19 protein-coding genes are annotated in these 19,410 nt (G+C 70.7%); 12 read left to right on the forward strand and 7 right to left on the reverse strand.

All coding sequences use genetic code 11. From position 1 onward, the window contains the following. Positions 1-40: 40 nt before the first annotated feature. Positions 41-1,261 carry an alpha/beta hydrolase gene (locus QFZ76_RS16885; RefSeq protein WP_307674520.1) on the forward strand — a complete coding sequence of 407 codons (1,221 nt, stop codon included), beginning with the start codon at positions 41-43 and terminating at the stop codon, positions 1,259-1,261. A gap of 57 nt (positions 1,262-1,318) precedes the next feature. Beyond that, the gene (locus QFZ76_RS16890) at positions 1,319-2,179 is read left to right on the forward strand and encodes a DUF4429 domain-containing protein (protein WP_307680031.1); all 861 of its coding nucleotides are present in this window, start codon (positions 1,319-1,321) and stop codon (positions 2,177-2,179) included. 89 nt (positions 2,180-2,268) lie between these two features. Here QFZ76_RS16890 and QFZ76_RS16895 read toward each other — a convergent pair whose 3' ends face one another. Together QFZ76_RS16895 and QFZ76_RS16900 are read right to left on the reverse strand one after the other, a co-directional pair. Beyond that, positions 2,269-3,285, reverse strand: coding sequence for an aldo/keto reductase (locus QFZ76_RS16895; protein WP_307674521.1), 1,017 nt, complete (start codon positions 3,283-3,285; stop codon positions 2,269-2,271). Next, positions 3,285-3,749 carry a MerR family transcriptional regulator gene (locus QFZ76_RS16900; RefSeq protein WP_307674522.1) on the reverse strand — a complete coding sequence of 155 codons (465 nt, stop codon included), beginning with the start codon at positions 3,747-3,749 and terminating at the stop codon, positions 3,285-3,287. Before QFZ76_RS16900 ends, QFZ76_RS16895 begins: the two co-directional genes overlap by 1 nt. Positions 3,750-3,846: 97 nt before the next feature. Between QFZ76_RS16900 and QFZ76_RS16905 the strand changes: the two genes are divergently transcribed. After that, positions 3,847-4,320, forward strand: coding sequence for a GNAT family N-acetyltransferase (locus QFZ76_RS16905; RefSeq protein ID WP_307674523.1), 474 nt, complete (start codon positions 3,847-3,849; stop codon positions 4,318-4,320). Positions 4,321-4,339: 19 nt separating this feature from the next. Continuing rightward, complete coding sequence (locus tag QFZ76_RS16910) at positions 4,340-5,161, forward strand: serine hydrolase (RefSeq protein ID WP_307674524.1); 822 nt, start codon at positions 4,340-4,342, stop codon at positions 5,159-5,161. Between the two features lie 106 nt (positions 5,162-5,267). On the opposite strand, the gene QFZ76_RS16915 is transcribed toward QFZ76_RS16910, so the two are convergent. Further along, positions 5,268-5,942, reverse strand: coding sequence for a pirin family protein (locus QFZ76_RS16915; protein WP_307680032.1), 675 nt, complete (start codon positions 5,940-5,942; stop codon positions 5,268-5,270). Positions 5,943-6,014: 72 nt separating this feature from the next. On the opposite strand from QFZ76_RS16915, the gene QFZ76_RS16920 reads away from it, so the two are divergent. The 5 genes from QFZ76_RS16920 to fabF all read left to right on the forward strand — a co-directional run bounded on the left by QFZ76_RS16920 (position 6,015) and on the right by fabF (position 10,997). After that, a complete protein-coding gene (locus QFZ76_RS16920; RefSeq protein ID WP_307674525.1) occupies positions 6,015-7,220 on the forward strand; it encodes a CdaR family transcriptional regulator in 1,206 nt (401 codons plus the stop codon). 89 nt (positions 7,221-7,309) lie between these two features. Continuing rightward, positions 7,310-8,281, forward strand: coding sequence for an ACP S-malonyltransferase (locus QFZ76_RS16925; RefSeq protein WP_307674526.1), 972 nt, complete (start codon positions 7,310-7,312; stop codon positions 8,279-8,281). A 17-nt stretch (positions 8,282-8,298) separates the two neighbouring features. Then, positions 8,299-9,297 (forward strand): ketoacyl-ACP synthase III, encoded by a 999-nt coding sequence (locus QFZ76_RS16930; protein ID WP_307674527.1) that lies wholly within the window; start codon positions 8,299-8,301, stop codon positions 9,295-9,297. Between the two features lie 102 nt (positions 9,298-9,399). Beyond that, on the forward strand, positions 9,400-9,648 hold the full coding sequence (locus QFZ76_RS16935; protein ID WP_030796760.1) for an acyl carrier protein: 249 nt from the start codon (positions 9,400-9,402) through the stop codon (positions 9,646-9,648). Positions 9,649-9,725: 77 nt separating this feature from the next. Next, on the forward strand, positions 9,726-10,997 hold the full coding sequence (gene fabF / locus QFZ76_RS16940; protein ID WP_307674528.1) for a beta-ketoacyl-ACP synthase II: 1,272 nt from the start codon (positions 9,726-9,728) through the stop codon (positions 10,995-10,997). Between the two features lie 155 nt (positions 10,998-11,152). On the opposite strand, the gene QFZ76_RS16945 is transcribed toward fabF, so the two are convergent. After that, positions 11,153-11,647, reverse strand: coding sequence for a DUF3145 domain-containing protein (locus QFZ76_RS16945; protein ID WP_307674529.1), 495 nt, complete (start codon positions 11,645-11,647; stop codon positions 11,153-11,155). A 254-nt stretch (positions 11,648-11,901) separates the two neighbouring features. Between QFZ76_RS16945 and QFZ76_RS16950 the strand changes: the two genes are divergently transcribed. Next, positions 11,902-12,801 (forward strand): SGNH/GDSL hydrolase family protein, encoded by a 900-nt coding sequence (locus QFZ76_RS16950; protein WP_307674530.1) that lies wholly within the window; start codon positions 11,902-11,904, stop codon positions 12,799-12,801. A 29-nt stretch (positions 12,802-12,830) separates the two neighbouring features. Beyond that, positions 12,831-13,802: an aldose epimerase family protein gene (locus tag QFZ76_RS16955; protein ID WP_307674531.1), complete on the forward strand. Its 972-nt coding sequence runs from the start codon at positions 12,831-12,833 to the stop codon at positions 13,800-13,802. Positions 13,803-14,008: 206 nt separating this feature from the next. Here QFZ76_RS16955 and QFZ76_RS16960 read toward each other — a convergent pair whose 3' ends face one another. Both QFZ76_RS16960 and QFZ76_RS16965 read right to left on the reverse strand, forming a co-directional pair. Continuing rightward, the gene (locus QFZ76_RS16960) at positions 14,009-15,076 is read right to left on the reverse strand and encodes an IS110 family transposase (RefSeq protein WP_307672140.1); all 1,068 of its coding nucleotides are present in this window, start codon (positions 15,074-15,076) and stop codon (positions 14,009-14,011) included. Positions 15,077-15,301: 225 nt separating this feature from the next. Further along, positions 15,302-16,924 carry a transposase gene (locus tag QFZ76_RS16965; RefSeq protein WP_307674532.1) on the reverse strand — a complete coding sequence of 541 codons (1,623 nt, stop codon included), beginning with the start codon at positions 16,922-16,924 and terminating at the stop codon, positions 15,302-15,304. 321 nt (positions 16,925-17,245) lie between these two features. On the opposite strand from QFZ76_RS16965, the gene QFZ76_RS16970 reads away from it, so the two are divergent. Further along, positions 17,246-18,499: a pyroglutamyl peptidase gene (locus QFZ76_RS16970; protein WP_307674533.1), complete on the forward strand. Its 1,254-nt coding sequence runs from the start codon at positions 17,246-17,248 to the stop codon at positions 18,497-18,499. Between the two features lie 113 nt (positions 18,500-18,612). Here the strand turns inward: QFZ76_RS16970 and QFZ76_RS16975 are convergent, their stop codons facing one another. Further along, positions 18,613-19,407, reverse strand: a complete 795-nt coding sequence (locus QFZ76_RS16975; protein WP_307674534.1) for an EI24 domain-containing protein — start codon at positions 19,405-19,407, stop codon at positions 18,613-18,615. Positions 19,408-19,410 lie beyond the last annotated feature (3 nt).

Raw genomic sequence — 19,410 nt, forward strand, 5'->3', positions numbered from 1 at the left:
TTAACGCGAGACCCTCTCGTTCTCCTAGTGTGTCCTTTCAGTGACTTCCTTCGACACCTCCCCGCAACTGAACGTCTGGCGCGCACTGCTCGCGTTGGCCGTGGTGTTCGTGATGCTGGCCACCACCGGCTGGACGGCACTGCGCAGTCAGCCGAGCAGTACCGCGATCCAGGCATCGCTCTCGGACTGGGAGCACGGCAGCATCGCCGGGCACCGGCTGCCTGACCCGCAGGAGACGACCCCCCACCGTCTCGCCCGGTTCTTCGCCGCACTCACCGCGCAGCAGCGCGGCAGCCTCGTGAGGCGCTATCCGCTCGCCGTCGGCAACATGAACGGCGCCCCCGTCGAGCTGCGCTACCGCGCCAACCACATCGCGCTCGACCAGGCCCGCAAGGTCGAGCTGAAACGCATGCACGACGCACGGCTCACCCCTGACGGGCAGCAGGAGGCCGGGCGGCGCATGCACCGCTACGTCGCGCTGATGACCAAGGGCCGCCACATCCTCGCCTTCGACCCCGACGGCTCGGGCCGGGTCGCCGAGGTCTTCGGCAGCCTGCGCAAGGCGGAACGGGTCTCGGTCGTCGTCCCCGGTGTCGACACCGACCTGCTCACCTTCCAGCGCACCTCCCGCCAGTACTCCGCGCCGGTCGGCATGGCCAAGGCCCTGTACCGGGCCGAGCGCGCGGCGAGCCCGTCGACGCGTACGGCCGTCATCGCCTGGGCCGACTACACCGCCCCCAGCGGGCTCGGCATCGACTCGGCCACCGCGATGCGCGCGGCGGACGGGGCGGTCCGGCTGAACGCGCTGGTGCGGGCCCTGCCCGGTGGCACCCGGGTCTCCCTGTTCTGCCACAGCTACGGCTCGGTGGTGTGCGGCCTCGCCGCGCGGACGCTGCCGGACCGGGTGGCCGACATCGCGGTGGCCGGCAGCCCCGGGATGCGGGTGGCGAACGCGTCCCACCTGCACACCTCCGCGCATGTGTGGGCGATGCGGGACGCCGACGACTGGGTGCAGGACGTGCCGTACCTGGAGGTCGGAGGGCTCGGCCACGGGGCGGACCCGATGTCCGCCGCGTTCGGCGCGCGCGTGCTGTCCTCGCACGGCGCGGACGGACACAGCGGCTACTTCCAACCGGGCACCGAGAGCCTGTCGAACTTCGCCGACATCGGCACTGGCGCATACCGCTCGGTGCACTGCGCGGGAGATACCGAAGCCTGCCGGGCGGGTTTGTCCGGGGCGGCGTCGGCCGGACGCGCGTAGAGAAGGAGAAATCCACGGATGCGCGAGGAGGGGACGAAGGAGCTCGTGCCACATACGATGAGCCGCATGGGTGACGTACTGGCCGGATTTCATGCCGCCTGGGAGTTCGACTCCGACTCCGTGCTCATCCGCTACGAACGGGGGATTCGAACACCCAAGCTGTTCCAGGCGCTAGGGGAACGCCGCATCCCCCTCGACGCGCTCGCCGGGGTGACACTCACCCCCGGCAGACGCGGGACGGTGGTCCTGCGTGCCCAACCGCGCCCCGGCGCCGATCCTTTGATGGAGGCGGCCGAGGAGCAGCTCAAGGAAGGGTGCGATCCGTACCGGCTGGTGCTGCCGGCCGACAAGGAGACGCTCGCCGAGTACTACGCCGACGAGTTGCGTGCGCGGCTGAAGCAGGACGACGGGCCGGCCGAAAGGTTTCTGGTGCCGGCTCCCGAAGTGCCGCTGCAGTTCAAGGCGTACGACGGGAAGGCGTCCTTCGACGGCAAAACCGTGCGCTTCCGGTGGTTCTGGACCGGGGCGTCGTCGGCGAAGTGGAAGGCCGGCGACCAGAGTTTCGCGGTCTCCGAGCTGACCGGCGTGGAGTGGCGGTCGCCGGAGGTGTTCGAGGGACATCTGCGGTTGGTACGGCGGGACGCGGGGGCGCCGCCGGCCCAGGCGGACCAGGACCCGGCGGCTGTGGTGTTCGGGTTGGGGTATGGGCCGGTGCACGAGTCGTTGCCGTTCGCGGCGGCCGTGCTGGCCGCCGTCCGCGAACGCGGGCCGGTCGCGGCCGTGGCCACGACGGCCCCCCGCCGCGACCCCGCCGACATCGCCGAGCGCATCCGTCACCTCGGGGAGCTGCATCAGGCCGGGCTGGTGACGGATGAGGAGTTCTCGGTGAAGAAGGCGGAGTTGCTGGCGGAGCTCTGAGGTGCGTCGTCGTCTGCAGGTCGTACGTGGTTGCTCGCGCCCTCGCGGCGGAGCCGCATATCGACACAGCCCCGCGCCCTTGACTACGTCTACTCGCGCCCGGCAGAAGTGAACGTCATGTCCGCGTAGCGGTCGCCCGCCACCTTCGCCGCGATGGGCTCCAGGAGCTCCAGCTCACCCTTCGTCAGCTCGATCCTCGTCGCCGCCGTGTTCTCCTCGATGCGGCTGACCTTGCGAGTGCCGGGGATCGGGACGAGCGGGAGGCCGTGCACCGAGGCCTGCTGCTGGACCCACGCCAGGGCGATCTGCCCGAGCGAGGCCCCGTGCGCCTCGGCCACCGTGCGGATCGGGTCCAGGAGGGCCACGTTGGCGGACGCGTTCTCGCCGGTGAAGCGGGGCTGCTGGCGGCGGAAGTCGTCGGCCGTCAGGTCCTTGTCGGCGTTGGCGAAGGAGCCGGTGAGGAAGCCGCGGCCGAGCGGGGAGTACGGCACCAGGGTCACGCCCAGTTCGCGGGCCGTCGGCACCACGTTCGCCTCGATGTCCCGGCTGAACAGCGACCACTCCGACTGCACGGCGGCGATCGGGTGGACGGACTGCGCGGTGCGCAGCTCGTCGGCCGTGACCTCGCTCAGGCCCAGCTGCTTGACCTTGCCCTCGCGCACCAGCTCCGCCATGGCGGCGACGGTGTCCTCGATCGGCACGTTCACGTCACGCCGGTGCATGTAGTAGAGGTCGATGACGTCGACGTCGAGGCGCTTGAGGCTCGCCTCGACGGCCTGGCGGATGTAGGGCCGGTCGTTGCGGATGATGCGCCGGGTCGGGTCGTCCGGGGGGATCGCCAGGGCGAACTTGGTGGCGATGACCACCTCGTCGCGGTGCGCCTTGAAGAACGGGGAGAGGAACTTCTCGTTCTCCCCCGCGCCGTACGCATCCGCCGTGTCGTACAGGGTGACGCCGAGTTCCAGGGCCCGCTCCAGCGTGGCCCTCGACTCGTCGGCGTCCGCGGGGCCGTACCCGAAGCTCATGCCCATGCAGCCGAGGCCCTGTACACCGACCTCGGGGCCGTCGTCGCCGAGTCGCACCGTGGGGATCTTGCCGTCCGTCATCAGGACCTCTCCGACGCCAGGGCCTGCCCGGCGTCCGCGTAGAAATTGATCTTCCGGTCGAGAACCGCGAGCGTGTCCTGGAGTTCGGCGATCCGCGCGAGGACGTCCTCGCGGGTCTCCTTCAGCAGCTCGAAGCGGTCCGTGTACGTGTGGTCGCCCTCGCGTACCAGTTCCGCGTACCGCACCATGTCCGCCACCGGCATACCGGTCAGCCGGAGCTTGCCGACGAGGTCGAGCCAGTCGAGGTCGCGGTTGCAGTAGCGACGCTGGCCGGTGTGCGAGCGGTCGATGTGCGGCATCAGGCCGATGCGCTCGTACCAGCGCAGGGTGTGCGCGGTCAGGCCGGTGATCGCGACCACCTCGCTGATCGTGTAGCTGTCCTGGCCGTCCGGGCGTCGACCGGGTCGATGCTCCGGGGCGGCACAGCTGTCGGTACTGGTACCCGTGGTTTCCATCACCGTCATGGCCTCAACGCTAGGGCCTTGGAGTGCACTCGAAGCAAGCGCCACCGGTAAGAAATCGGCAGGACGCCGCACAGGTCGGCTGGCTAGCGTGCGGGGCATGAGTCTTGTACGCCGTGCCACGACCGAGGACGCGGAGGAAGTTCTGCGTCTGCGCCAGGTGATGATCGATTCGCAGTCCGGTCCGGACGCCGGGGACACGCAGTGGCACGCGGAGGGCCTGCCCGCCCTGCGTGCCCGGCTGGCCGAGCCGGACGGGGACTTCGCGGCCTTCGTCGTCGACCACCCGGAGCGGCCGGGGGCGCTGGCTGCGCTGGTGGTCGGCACCATCGACTACCGGATCGGCAAGGCGGGCAATCCGCGCGGGCTCGCCGGATACGTCTTCAGCGTCGCCACCGACCCGGACGCCCGCCGCCGCGGCTACGCGCGGGCGTGCATGGAGGAACTCCTCGCCTGGTTCCGCGAGCGGGGCGCCGGCCAGGTCCTGCTGACCGCGTCCAAGGAGGCCGAGCCGCTGTACGCCGCCCTCGGCTTCGTCCGCAAGCCGGACCCCGCGATGGGGATGAGGCTCTGAGCGGCTTAGGCTCGACGGCATGTCCTTGCAGAGCCTCGTCTTGATCGAGAACTGGCCGGTTCCCACCGCCGCGGCGGCCGTCGTACGGGCGGACGGGACCCTGCTGGGTGCCCGCGGCCCGGTCGGGCAACGCTTCCCGCTGGCCTCGGTCACCAAGCCGCTCGCCGCGTATGCCGCCCTCGTCGCGTACGAGGAGGGGGCGATCGAGCTCGACGAGCCGGCCGGGCCGCCCGGGTCGACGGTCCGTCATCTGCTCGCGCACACTTCGGGCCTGGCCTTCGACGAGCACAGGGTGACGGCCTCGCCCGGGGAGCGGCGGCTGTACTCCAACGCCGGGTTCGAGCAGCTCGGGGACCACATCGCCAAGGCGGCGGAGATCCCGTTCGCGGAGTATCTGCGGCAGGCGGTGCTGGAGCCGCTGGGGATGACCTCGACGACGCTGGAGGGTTCTCCGGCCAAGGACGGCGTGTCCACCGTGGACGACCTCGCGCGGTTCGCGGCGGAGGTCCAGGCGCCGCGGCTGCTGGATCCCCGTACGGTCGCCGAGGCGATGACGGTGCAGTACCCGGGGACGAAGGGTGTGCTGCCGGGGTACGGCCACCAGAACCCGAACGACTGGGGGCTGGGCTTCGAGATCCGGGACTCCAAGTCCCCGCACTGGACGGGGTCTTCGTCCTCGCCGCGCACCTTCGGGCATTTCGGGCAGTCCGGTACGTTCCTCTGGATCGACCCGGATGCGGGGGTGGCGTGCGTGGCACTGACGGACCGGGCGTTCGGGCCCTGGGCTGTCGAGGCGTGGCCGGTGTTCACGGACGCGGTGCTGGCGGAGTTGCGGGGCTGACGTCGGCTGGGGTGCTGCGGGGGTTTTTCGCCCCCTCCGCCCCTACCCTTCCCGTCCCGGGGGCTGCCGCCCCCAAACCCCCGCTTCGGCCCGAAGGGCCTCGTCCTCAAACGCCGGACGGGCTGGAAAGTCCCGTCATCTCCCAGATCAGCAGCTCCGCCCCCGTCACCCCCACCGCCTCCAGATCCTTCGCGTCCGTGATGCGTGCCGCGTCGCCCGGGGCCAGCTCTTCGCCGTCCAGGGCTACTTCGCCCCGTACGACCTGGACGTACGCGTATGCCCCGTCCGGTACCGCCGTGCGCTCCCCCGCCGCCAGGCGCCGTACGTGGAGCATGGCGCCCGCCTCGGGGACGGCGTACGGGGTGGAGTCCGCGATGCCGTGGACGATGTCGTAGGAGGGGTCGCCGCCGGGTTCCAGTGGGGCCAGCCACATCTGGACGAAGGTCAGGGGGGTCGGACCGTCGTTGCGCTCGATGTGGCTGACGCCGGCCGCCGAGCTGAGGTGCTGGACGTCGCCGGGGCGGACGACCGTCTCGTGGCCCGTCGAGTCGCGGTGGGTCAGTTCGCCCTCGACGACCCAGGTCACGATCTCGGTGTGGCTGTGCGGGTGCTCGTCGAAGCCGGCGCCGGGGGCCAGCCGCTCCTCGTTGCAGGCGATCAGCGCGCCGAAGCGGAGGTTGTCGGGGTCGTAGTGCGGGCCGAAGGAGAAGGCGTGCAGGGACTGGATTCCGGTCCCCGGGTCACCGCCTCGGTAGCGCTCCGCGGCGCGCCGTACGTCCATCACGGACCCCACCGTAGTCCTCACCGGTACCCGGGCACGCGTACTCCCGTCCGGATAAGGCAGTCTTGTCCCGTGCCCGAACCCGAATCCCACGCCGGCAATGCGGCCGCGCCCGATGTCCATCCGCACCCCGCGACGCTGAAGCGACTGGAGAAGTCGTCCGGGCGTCTCGCCGCGCAGGCCATCCAGCGTATGGACGAGACGCTGCCGTGGTACCGGGCCATGCCCCCGGAGAACCGTTCCTGGATCGGGCTCGTCGCACAGGCCGGTATCGCCGCCTTCACCGAGTGGTTCCGGCGCCCGGACGCCCCGCAGGCCATCTCCACCGACGTCTTCGGAACCGCGCCCCGCGAGCTGACCAGGGCGATCACCCTGCGGCAGACCGTCGAGATGGTGCGCACCACGATCGAGGTCATGGAGTCGGCCATCGACGAGGTGGCGGCCCCGGGCGACGAGAACGTGCTGCGCGAGGCCCTGCTCGTGTACGCCCGCGAGATCGCCTTCGCCACCGCCCAGGTGTACGCCCAGGCCGCCGAGGCACGCGGCGCCTGGGACGCGCGCCTGGAGTCGCTCGTCGTGAACGCCGTGCTGAGCGGGGAGGCCGACGAGGGCGCCGTCAGCCGGGCCGCCGCCCTTGGCTGGAACTCGCCCGAGCATGTGTGCGTGGTGTTGGGCAACGCTCCCGACGGTGACAGTGAGTTGACCGTCGAGGCCATCCGGCGGGCCGCCCGGCACGCCAAGCTCCAGGTGCTGACCGGGGTGCTCGGGTCCCGGCTCGTGGTCATCGCCGGTGGCAGCGACAACCCGCTCGCCGTCGCCAAGTCGCTGATCGGGCCGTTCGCCGCCGGGCCGGTGGTGGCGGGGCCCATCGTCCCCGATCTGCAGGCCGCGACCCGGTCCGCGCAGGCCGCCGCGGCCGGCCTGAAGGCGTGTTCTGCCTGGCAGGACGCCCCGCGCCCGGTCCTGGCGGACGATCTGCTTCCGGAGCGCGCGATGGCCGGTGACCCCGCGGCCCGCGACCAGTTGGTGGAGGAGATCTACAGACCGCTGGAGGAGGCCGGCTCGGCGCTCCTGGAGACGCTCGCCGTCTATCTGGAACAGGCGAGCAGCCTCGAAGGCGCCGCCCGTATGCTCTTCGTCCATCCCAACACCGTGCGCTACCGGCTCCGACGTGTGACTGACGTCACCGGCTGGTCGCCCTCCGATGTACGGTCGGCGTTCACGCTGCGCATCGCGCTGATCCTGGGGCGTCTGGCCGACGGGGATCTCCAGCTCTAGTCTTTTGTCGGGGGTCCACAAAACCCCCTCGTGTTCTTCGTCCTTGTCCCCACGGGCGGTCGTGGCCGTCCACAAGAGAGAGTGTGAGAGTGCTCGTACTCGTCGCTCCCGGCCAGGGCGCCCAGACGCCCGGCTTCCTGACCCCCTGGCTCGAACTCCCCGGTGCCGCGGACCGCGTCGCCGCGTGGTCCGACGCCATCGGACTGGACCTCGCCCGTTACGGCACGCATGCCGACGCGGACGAGATCCGGGACACGGCTGTCGCCCAGCCGCTCCTTGTCGCGGCCGGAATCCTGTCGGCCGCGGCACTCGGTACTGCCACATCAGCCGCTGACGCGGCGGGCGCCGCCATCGTGCCCGGCGCCGTCGCGGGCCACAGCGTCGGCGAGATCACCGCCGCCGTCTTCGCGGGTGTGCTCGACGACACCGCGGCGCTGACCCTCGTACGCAAGCGCGGTCTGGCGATGGCCGAGGCCGCCGCCGTCACCGAGACCGGGATGTCGGCGCTGCTCGGCGGCGACCCCGAGGTGAGCGTCGCGCATCTGGAGAAGCTCGGTCTGACCCCGGCGAACGTCAACGGGGCCGGCCAGATCGTGGCCGCGGGCACGCTGGAGCAGCTCGCGGTGCTGAACGAGAACAAGCCCGAGGGCGTCCGCAAGGTCGTCCCGCTCAAGGTGGCCGGCGCCTTCCACACGCACCACATGGCGTCCGCGGTCGACGTGCTGGCGAAGGCCGCCGAGGCCCTGACGCCCGCCGACCCGAAGGTCGCCTACGTCTCGAACAAGGACGGCCGGGCCGTCGCCACGGGCGCGGAGATCGTCGCGCGGCTGGTCGGCCAGGTCGCCAACCCGGTCCGCTGGGACCTGTGCATGGAGACCTTCAAGGCGCTCGGCGTGACCGCCCTGATCGAGGTGTGCCCCGGCGGCACGCTGACCGGCCTCGCCAAGCGCGCGCTGCCAGGTGTGAAGACCCTGGCGCTCAAGACCCCCGACGACCTCGACGCTGCTCGCGAGCTCATCGCCGAGACGGTTACATCTGCCGCTGACGCGGCGGGTGCCTGACAAGGAGCCTGGAGAGCATGTCGAAGATCAAGCCCAGCAAGGGCGCCCCGTACGCGCGGATCCTCGGTGTGGGCGGCTACCGTCCTACCCGGGTCGTGCCGAACGAGGTGATCCTCGAGACGATCGACTCGTCCGACGAGTGGATCCGCTCGCGCTCCGGCATCGAGACCCGGCACTGGGCGAACGACGAGGAGACCGTCGCCGCCATGTCGATCGAGGCGTCCGGCAAGGCGATCGCCGACGCCGGGATCTCCGCCGAGCAGATCGGCGGCGTGATCGTCTCGACCGTGTCGCACTTCAAGCAGACTCCGGCCGTCGCCACCGAGATCGCCGACAAACTGGGCACGAACAAGGCCGCCGCCTTCGACATCTCGGCCGGCTGCGCGGGCTTCGGCTACGGCCTCACCCTCGCCAAGGGCATGATCGTCGAGGGCTCGGCGGAGTACGTACTCGTCATCGGCGTGGAGCGGCTGTCCGACCTGACCGACCTGGAGGACCGGGCCACGGCCTTCCTGTTCGGGGACGGCGCGGGCGCGGTCGTGGTGGGTCCCTCACCGGAGCCCGCGATCGGACCCACGGTCTGGGGCTCGGAGGGTGACAAGTCCGACACCATCAAGCAGACGGTGGCCTGGACCGAGTACGACAGCTCCAAGGACAAGTTCCCGGCGATCACGCAGGAGGGCCAGGCGGTCTTCCGCTGGGCCGTGTTCGAGATGGCGAAGGTCGCCCAGCAGGCGCTGGACGCGGCCGGGATCAGCCCGGCCGACCTGGACGTCTTCATTCCCCACCAGGCCAACGAGCGGATCATCGACTCGATGGTGAAGACTCTCAAGCTGCCGGAGCACGTCACGGTCGCGCGTGACGTGCGCACCACCGGCAACACCTCGGCCGCCTCGATTCCGCTCGCGATGGAGCGGCTTCTGGCGACCGGCGAGGCGAAGAGCGGCGACACCGCGCTCGTCATCGGTTTCGGGGCGGGTCTCGTGTACGCCGCGACGGTCGTTACCCTCCCCTAGGCACTCCGTGCCGGATCATGCGGTCCGGTGCGGGAAATGCACCACCTGCCGCTCACGCGGCGGGAGCCACACCCTCTGGATCACTACGAAGGAGCGCCTGACATGGCCGCCACTCAGGAAGAGATCGTCGCCGGTCTCGCCGACATCGTGAACGAGATCGCCGGCATCCCGGTTGAGGACGTCCAGCTGGACAAGTCCTTCACCGACGACCTGGACGTCGACTCGCTGTCCATGGTCGAGGTCGTCGTCGCCGCCGAGGAGCGCTTCGACGTCAAGATTCCCGACGAGGACGTCAAGAACCTCAAGACGGTCGGCGACGCGACCGAGTACATCCTCAAGAACCAGGGCTGATCCCAGCCCCGGATCCTGGCCCCGCCACCCGGCGGTGGCGCCGCTTAATCCTCGTATCCGTTGGAGAAAGAATTCCCGTGAGCTCGACCAATCGCACCGTGGTCGTCACCGGTATCGGCGCAACCACACCGCTGGGTGGCGACGCAGCTTCTACCTGGGAGGGCCTGGTCGCCGGACGTTCCGGTGTCAAGGCCCTGGAGCAGGAGTGGGCCGCCGAGCAGGCGGTCCGCATCGCCGCGCCGGTGGCCGTGGAACCGACCGAGGTCATTCCGCGGCCGCAGGCCCGCCGACTGGACCGTTCGGCGCAGTTCGCGCTGATCGCGGCCCAGGAGGCGTGGAAGGACGCCGGTTTCGAAGCCAGGGCCGGGGAAGACACCACTGTCGACCCCGACCGGCTCGGTGCGGTGATCGCCTCCGGCATCGGTGGCGTGACGACCCTCCTCGACCAGTACGACGTGCTCAAGGAGAAGGGCGTCCGCCGCGTCTCCCCGCACACCGTCCCCATGCTGATGCCGAACGGTCCCTCCGCCAACGTGGGTCTGCTCGTGGGCGCCCGTGCGGGCGTGCACACGCCGGTCTCCGCGTGCGCCTCCGGCGCCGAGGCCATCGGCTACGCCATCGAGATGATCCGCTCCGGCCGCGCCGACATCGTCGTCGCGGGTGGCACGGAAGCGGCCATCCATCCGCTGCCGATCGCCGCGTTCGGCAACATGATGGCGATGTCCAAGAACAACGACGACCCCCAGGGCGCCTCACGTCCCTACGATCTCGCCCGCGACGGCTTCGTCCTCGGCGAGGGCGCCGGCGTGATCGTCCTGGAGTCCGCCGAGCACGCCGCCAAGCGCGGGGCGCGGGTGTACGCCGAGGCGGTCGGACAGGGCATCTCCGCCGACGGCCACGACATCGTGCAGCCGGAGCCGGAGGGGCGGGGCATCTCGCACGCCCTGCAGAACCTGCTGGACCGCACCGACCTGGACCCCGCCGAGATCATGCACGTCAACGCGCATGCGACCTCGACGCCGGCCGGTGACGTGGCGGAGCTGAAGGCGCTGCGCAAGGTGTTCGGCGACGACGCCGACCACATGGCGGTCTCCGCGACCAAGTCGATGACCGGTCACCTGCTCGGTGGCGCGGGCGGTGTCGAGACCGTGGCGACGGTGCTCGCGCTGTACCACCGGGTGGCTCCGCCGACCATCAACATCGAGAACCTCGACCCCGAGGCCGAGGCCAACGCGGACATCGTGCGCGGTGAGGCTCGGAAGCTGCCGGTCGAGGGGCGGATTGCCGCGCTGAACGACTCGTTCGGGTTTGGTGGGCACAACGTGGTGCTGGCGTTCAGGACTGTTTGAGCCTTGCCGTGAACGGCGTGTGGCCCGCACCCCGGGTTGGGGGCGGGCCACTCGCCGTTCTGGTGTCTGTTCGTGGTCGGGTGCGGGCCGTCTTGGGCTGGTCGCGCCCACGCGGCGGAGCCGCATATCGATACAGCCCCGCGCCCCTGAAAGCCTCACACCACCTGGTGCAGCCAGCGGACCGGGGCTCCCTCACCGGCGTACCTGAACGGCTCCAACTCGTCGTCCCAGGGCTTGCCCAGGAGCTTGGACAGTTCCGCCTCCAGGTCCGTCTCGCCGCGCTGGGAGCGGAGCAGGGCCGCCCGCAGGCGGTCCTCCGGGATCAGGATGTCGCCGTGGATGCCGGTGACGGCGTGGAAGATGCCGAGTTCGGGGGTGCAGCTGTAGCGCTCGCCCTCGGCGGTGGCGCAGGGCTCGGCGGTGACCTCGAAACGGAGGAGGTGCCAGCCTCGCAGCGCGGAGGCCAGTTTGGAGGCGGTGCCGACCTGGCCCTGCCAGGAGAACTCGGAGCGCCAGGTGCCGGGCGCGGCGGGCTGCCGGATCCAGTCGAGGTTGACGCGTGCGCCGAGCACCCCGGCGACGGCCCACTCGACGTGCGGGCACAGCGCGCGCGGCGCGGAGTGCACGTACAGAACTCCACGTGTCGTCACCGGGACCTCCGGGCAGAGCGGGACATCTTGCGAACTGGCTGACGGCAGTGGCCGGGCAGCCACGTTGATGGCGAGGCTACCGTGCGGCGGCGCAAGGAGTGTGACGTACCGTCGGTCCCAGTGCCGTGAAACCCCCGCCATTCACTCGGCAGGACGCCAGTACGGGTGCGAACCGTTGCGCGGTGGGCGTCGGGAACTCTCGCGCGTTGTTATGGGAGGACGAGCTTTTTCACGACCGAGGGGATCACCACCGGATGCGGAAGCAGAGCCACCGCTCGCGCGCCGTTCTCGCCGTCCTGGCGGCGGCCGTTCTGGGCGTCACCGGCTGTGACGCCGTCGGTGGCGACTCGCCGGGGCCGAGCGGCACCGGGGCGCAGAAGGCGAAGCCGTCCCCGAAGCCGACGCCGGACTGGGACAGCAGCCCGGCATCGATCGCCGCCGTGGGGGACTCCATCACGCGCGGTTTCGACGCGTGCTCGGTGCTGTCGGACTGCCCCGAGGTGTCGTGGGCGACCGGCAGCAGTGCCAAGGTCGACAGTCTCGCCGTACGGCTGCTGGGAAGGGCGAAGGCGGCCGAGCGGAGTTGGAACTACGCGGTGACCGGGGCGCGGATGGCGGACCTGCCCGGTCAGATGACGCGGGCGGCTGTGCAGAAGCCGGCGCTGGTGGCGGTGATGACGGGGGCGAACGACGCCTGCCGGGCCAGCGTCTCGGCGATGACGTCCGTGGCCGACTTCCGGGCCGACTTCGAGGACGCGCTGAGCACGCTGCGCACGGCCTCGCCCAAGACACAGGTGTACGTGGCGAGCGTGCCGAACCTGAAGCGGCTGTGGTCCCAGGGTCGTACGAACCCGATGGGCACGCGGGTGTGGCAGCTGGGCATCTGCCCGTCGATGCTGGCGGACCCGAACGTGTTGGACGCCGCGGCGACCGAGCGGCGGGACACCGTGCAGCAGCGGGTGGAGGAGTACAACGAGGTGTTGGAGGAGGTCTGCGCCAAGGACCGCCACTGCCGCTTCGACGAGGGCGCGGTGTACGACTTCCGGTTCGGGACCGACCAGCTCAGCCACTGGGACTGGTTCCATCCGAGTGTGAACGGCCAGGCGCGGCTCGCGGAGATCGCCTATCGCACGGTGACGGGCAAGAAGGCGTGACGCACAGGTCGTGACTTAAAGTTCCGCACATGAACGAACTCTTCGGCACACTTTCCGACGGCACGCCTGTTCACCGCTGGACCCTGGAGCGGGCCGGCGTCCGCGTGCGGATCCTGTCGTACGGCGGGATCGTGCAGTCGGTGGAGGTCCCGGACCGGGAGGGGCACGCCGCGGACGTGGTGCTCGGGTTCCCGGAGCTCGACGGCTATGTGACGCACCCGGACCCGTACTTCGGCGCCCTGGTCGGGCGGTACGCGAACCGGATCGCGGGCGGCCGCTTCCCGCTCGACGGCCGGACGTACGCGCTCGCGCTCAACAACCCGCCCAATTCCCTGCACGGCGGCGAGCGCGGCTTCGACAAGCGGGTGTGGGACGTGACGCCGGTCGAGCACGGGGTGCGTCTGACGCGGGTGAGCGCCCATGGCGAGGAGGGCTTCCCGGGGCGTCTGGAGGTCTCGACGACGTACTCGCTGGACGAGGCCGGTGCGCTGCGGATCGCGTACGAGGCGGTCACGGACGCGCCGACCGTCGTGAACCTGACCAACCACAGCTACTTCAACCTCGGCGGGTCGGGGAACGCCGGTGGGCACGAACTGCGGATCGCCGCCTCCCGGTTCACCCCGGTCGACGCGGACCTGATCCCGACCGGCGTCCTGGACGAGGTGGCGGACACGCGCTTCGACTTCCGGGAGGCGCGGAAGGTGGGTTCCGGGTACGACCACAACTTCGTGCTCGACAAGGGGGTGACGGACGGGCCCGTGGAGGTCGCCGAGCTGTACGACCCGGCGTCCGGCCGGGTGCTGACCGTGGCGACCACCGAGCCCGGCCTCCAGCTGTACACCGCGGACCACCTCGGCGAGCCCTTCGCGCCCTGCGACGGCATCGCGCTGGAGACCCAGCACTTCCCCGACTCCCCGAACCGCCCGGAGTTCCCGAGCACGGTGCTGCGGCCGGGCGAGGTGTACCGCTCGGAGACGGTGTACGGGTTTTCCACTCGATAGACGCCGGGCTTTTCCGCCTGTCGGACGTGATGAGCCCCGGCCCAGAGGTCAGGTCCCGGGCCGGGGCTGGTTCATGGGAGAAACGTGTCCCGGATCAGACGTTACTGTAATCGTCGCGGTGAGCCTACGGTCCGTGATGGAGCGGCTCACCTGGATTTCGTACGAACCGTTCCTGAAGACTGAGTGGGAGAAGCTCCTATAGACCGTCAAGCGGCTTGTTTGAGCTGTTCGGCGGTGATGTGAGGGCGGGGTAGATGCTGGTAGACCTCGCGGGCGACGAACCGTTTCAAGCAGCGCATGATGTCCTTCTTGGTCATGCCTTCGGCGGTGCGTCTGGCGACGTACTCGCGGGTGCGCTGGTCGTGGCGCATGCGGACCAGCACGATCGTGTGCAGGGCCCGGTTGGCTTGGCGGTCTCCGCCCCGGTTGAGGCGGTGCCGGTTGGTGCGGCCGGAGGAGGCCGGCAGCGGGGCGGCACCGCACAGGTGGGCGAAGGATGCTTCCGAGCGCAGGCGGTCCGGGTTGTCGCCGACGGTGGTCAGCAGCTGGCCCGCGCTCTCGGGGCCGACGCCGGGCAGAGCGATCAGCCGTGGTGCGGCCCGGGTGACCAGCGGGCCCAGGTCCGCGTCGGCTTCGGCGATTTCCTCCTCCAGCCGCTGGCAGCGGCGGGCGAGCCGTCGCAGCGTGATCCTGACCGCGCAGTCCGGATCCGCCAGGTCGCCCACGGGCCGGGACCGGGCCAGGGCGTCTATCAGCTCGCCGGTGGCCAGGCCGCGCAGCCTCTCGCGCACCGCGGCCGGTGCGGTGATGATGAGCGTGCGGATCTGGTTGATGGTCTGGGTGCGGGCCTTGACGGCCGAACTGCGGGCCACCCGCAGGGTGCGGATGGCCTCCACGATCCCGTTGCGGGTCTTCGGAATGCCCGAGGCCCGGCCGGACAGCACGGCGGTCGCGGCGGCGTAGGCGTCAACCGGGTCGGACTTGCCATTGTCCCGCCTGGCCTTGCGGTCGGGTCGGTCGACCTCGATGACGGTGACACCCTTTGTGGTCAGGAAACGGGCGATCTCGGCCCCGTAGGCGCCGGTGCCCTCGATGCCTACCGCCAGAACCTCGCCGTGCGAACGCAGCCAGTGGAGCAGCTGCTCATAGCCGGCGGGACCGGTCGGGAACGGCTCGGTGGCCAGGTGCCGGCCCACGGTGTCGATCGCGGCCGCCTGGTGCAGGTCGGTGTGGGTGTCGATCCCGCCAATGACCGCTATCTCATCTGCTGCCATGCTGGACGTGCTGTCCTTCCGTACGACGCATCAGGGAGGGCACGCGCCGGTCGGGCGGACGGACAAGACAGTGATGGGACCTTTGGCCGGGCTCCTATGAGGTCACGAACGCCTGACCGGCACGCGCGCGGTGGCACCGCCCGACAGGCCGACGGTTCTCCCGACAGACAGCCGAAGCGCCAGTGAGTCCTTGAGTCAGACCTCCGAGCGGTGCCACCGCAATCATCACTGTGAGTCCTGTTGCCAGGACTGCTGCTCAGCCGGGTGCTCCGAACGGTGTTGGGCACCCTGGTCGCCCGCTTTCGCTCCACCACCGGGCGGCACGCATCCGGTGCGCGGTCCGGGAATGTGGGGGCGGGTTTCCTCACGCCTGCGGGTGTCCGGTCGGGCCTGGGCGGTCCGATGCCCACCACGATCACTCTGGTCGGGGTGGGGCGGTGCCGTCCGTCGCCGGATCGGGTGTCCGAGGGCGCGTCGCCCGACCGCGATGCTCGCCGCATCGTGCCGGGACATCTTGCGTCGCGGGGTGGTCAGCGGTTTCTGCCAGTGCTGGACACCCCACCGGCTGGTGTAGGCCGGGTCAACCGCCACGACGGCCAGGTTCTGTTCGGCTGCCATCGACACCAGCCGGGCCCTGAGCTTGGCGGTGGGGAAGCGGGACAGCAGGCGGCGGAAGCGTTTGTTGCGGCCGTGCTTCTCCCGGCTGGTGCCGTCGGTGAAGTCGAGGTCCTCGATGGCGATCGCGGCGGCCCCGCAGCGCCGGGTGTGGTGCAGCAGCCGGGTCAGGGCGTGCCGGATCTGTGCGTCCCGGTGCTCGGCAGTGCCGGTGAGGTCGTAGAAGAACCGTTGTGGTTCGCCGACCGGGTTGCCGTGCACATCCAACTGCCAGGCGGCCAAGTGGTCATCGTTCATGTCGACCCCCACCACCCCCCGCGCCAGCGCCGCGTTGAGCGGCAGGACGGGGGCGGCGGCGCGCTGCCAGGACGCGGTGATGTACCAGCGGCCGCGCGCGGTGTCGTGGTGGATGCGGTAGGCCACCGCCCGGTTCGCGGTGATCCGGTCCAGCCACTCCGTGCCCCGGTGCTGGAACCGTACGGTGGCGTCGAGGAGGTAGCGGCCGTGCGGTGCGTTGGCCAGGTGGGCCAGCGGGGCCGGGAGCTTGACCGAGATCTGTCCGGTGTCGGTTACGCGGAGGGTCTCGTTGCCGAAGCGCTTGCCGGACTCGCCGTCGGCGGTCAGGAACATCCGCTCCTCCCGCCACCGTTCCCGCCATGCCTGTTCGCTCAGTCCGGCCGCCTCAAGGTGGTGGCGGGTGTTCGCGAGGCGCTTGCCGCCGCGCACCACGTGCACCCGGCCCGCCGCCCAGTCCGCCTCCACCAAAGCCAGCCGGTCCTTGAGGGTGTGCAGGCGGCGGGACTTGGCATGCCACTCACCACGCGTGGCATAGCCGCGCGCCAGGCCTTCGTGTTTGTCAGCCTTGGCGCCCAGCGGCCGGGCCAGCCGCGCCTCGATGGAGGCGATCTGCTTGTGCAGCCAGGCCAGGTGGGCGGCCTGGCCGCGCCGGGCCAGCGCCCACTGGTCATGGGTAGCCTTGGTGATGCTGCCCGCCCACCGCGCCGACGACCTCCCCGTCAGCGCCCGCTTGCGCACCGCCCACGCGGCCGCGTCATGCGCCAGCCCCTGCCGGGAGCGCTCCGCGAGATCACCCGCCGCCAGCGACCCCAGAAACATGCCCACCTCGGCGAGGACCGCCGCGTCCGACTCGCTCACCCGCAGCCGGTCCCGGATCGCCACCCCGGCCGGGCCGGGCACCACGAACGACGCCGCCAACTTCCGTAGTGCGCTCACCCGTTCACCCCCGTCCGGCCGAAGAGCCCCGTCACGGCAGTCAACGAGCAGCCTCCGCAAAGGTCACCCATTCGACCCAAGAACTCCCGTTCCCCTCCCAAGAGCGAAGGTCCACAACACACCCCAGGCCGCAGGAGCCCCTTGACACACAGCGGAACAACCGCGTTCAGCACGGGCACTCACTCACGCTCACCAGAAGGCACTCATGCTCATGAAACGGGCAGCAGTTCCTGACCCCATGGCGTGGACCACTTCCGTCACGCGATACTGCGGCCGTTCGCACCCCATGCGCCCCACAGCGACGGAAGGACCTGAACTTCCTTGAATTCCATACGTGTTCGGATCGGCGTACTCGGACTGGCCCTGGTGGCCGGGCTGGCGGCCCCCACCCAGGCGTCCGCCGCCGAGACCGCTCTCCCACCCACTGTCGAGGAGCAGCGGCTCGACCGGGCCGTACCGCAGGAGATCCTCCGGCGTTCCGGATTCGACGCCGTGACCGCGGAGTTCGCCCGGGAGCTCGCCGCGGCGCGCTCCTACGCCGAGGCGCGGCGGGTCGTCGTACGGGAGGGGTCGGCGCTGTGGCGGCGGGCCGTCGGGCGGGCGCAGGGGCGGGGGCCGGTGGGCGGTGACCTCAGTCGGGACGACGACCGGCCGCTGTACTGGGCGCGGCTGGGGATGACGCGGGACGTGCGGACGTGGGAGCCGCGGTTCGGGCTGACGGACGACCGACGCAGCGCCCTGCTCGGTGAGTTGGAGCGGACGTCACGCGGGCAGACCGCTGTGCGGTATCCGCGGGGCGACGGGATCAAGCGGGTCCTTGTCACCGGCTTCGATCCGTTCACGCTGGACCGGGACATCCGGATCTCCAACCCGTCGGGAGCGACCGCGCTGGCGCTCGACGGCACGGTGATCGAGACCGCGGAGGGGCCGGCACGGGTCGAGACCGTCGTCTTCCCGGTGCGCTGGCAGGACTTCGCGGACGGCACGGTGGAACGGACGCTGCGGCCGTACCTGCGGCAGGTGGATCTCTTCGCCACCGTGAGTCAGGGGCGCGTGGGGCGGTTCGACGTCGAGCGGACCAACGGGGCCTGGCGGGGCGGGTTCCCCGACAACGACAACATCGGCAGGACCGAGACCGTGCCGGTCCGCGATCCGGCCTCGCAGCCGCAGTGGACCTCTACGACGCTGCCGTACGCGACGATCGTGGGAGCTGAGACCGGGCGGTTTCCTGTGTACGACAACACGAGTGTGACCGAGATTCCGGCGGGCGGTACGGAGGCCGTGGTGCGGGCGGACGGGCCGACGCCGGGGTCTACCGCGCGGGCCGGGGGCGGCGGGAACTATCTGTCCAACGAGATCGCCTATCGGGCCACGCTGTTGCGGGACCGGCTGGGGTTGCACGAGGTGTTGCCGGGTGGGCATGTGCATACGCCTGTGCTGCAGTTCGGGGCGGGGAACACGGATCCGGCCGGCGGGGCGGTGACGGATGCGGAGTTCGTGCGGAACCGGGTGGACATCATCGCGCAGGTGACGGGGATTGTGCGGGTGGCTGTGGAAGAGACATCGGCTGTGTAGGTGTCCGGTCATGGGGGCGGGCGTCGGGGTGTTTTCGCCCCCTCCGCCCCTTCCCGTCCCGTCCCTGGGGGCTGCGCCCCCAGACCCCCGCTTTCGGCCCGAAGGCCTCGTCCTCAAACGCCGGACGGGCTGACAGAGCCTTCGGACGGGCTGACAGGAGGCGTCTCCTCGGCCAGTAGGTCCCGGGCCATCAGTGTCGCGCCCGCTACCGCGCCCGGCATCAGGAAGACCGCGACGAAGGGGATCAGGAAGGACACGGCGAGGGGGGTGCCGAAGCCCCAGACCAGGGTTTTGCGGGTGCGGAGGAGGGCGAGTCGGTCGCGGAGTTCGACGCGGCGGCGTTGGAGGGCGACGGAGGTGAGTTCCTGGGTGAGGAAGAAGCCGGTGACAAGGAAGCCGATCACCGGGACGACCGTCTGGCCGACGACCGGGATGAAGCCGAGCCCGAAGAGGAGGACGCCCCACAGCAGGGCCCGCACGAGGATGCGGAGGCTGTCGCGGGCCGAGATCCACAGCTCGCGCCAGAGCGGGAGGCCGGACTCGGGGGCGGTGCCGTCCGGCGAGACGTCCCGGTCGACCTTCTCGGAGAGGTTCTCGTAGAAGGGCTGGCCGATCAGGAGGGTGACCGCGGTGAAGGTGATGACGGAGAGGAGGAGGGCCAGGGCGAACAGGACGGCGGTCAGGAAGCCGCGGAAGAGGCCGGGCCACGGGCTCGACCAGTCGTCCGCGAACGGGGTCGCCCACGTCACGAAGTCCTCGCCCCAGAGGGCCAGGGCGACCAGGGCCGCCGCGTAGAGGACCAGCGTGATCAGGCCGGGGAGCAGGCCGAAGCCGAACTGCTTGCCGTGCCGGGCCACCCAACGCTGGCCTTCCATGAGGTACTTGAATCCCGCCCCGAGATCGCGCATGGG

The organism is Streptomyces sp. V4I2 (assembly GCF_030817655.1).
Taxonomy (GTDB): Bacteria; Actinomycetota; Actinomycetes; order Streptomycetales; family Streptomycetaceae; genus Streptomyces; species Streptomyces plumbiresistens.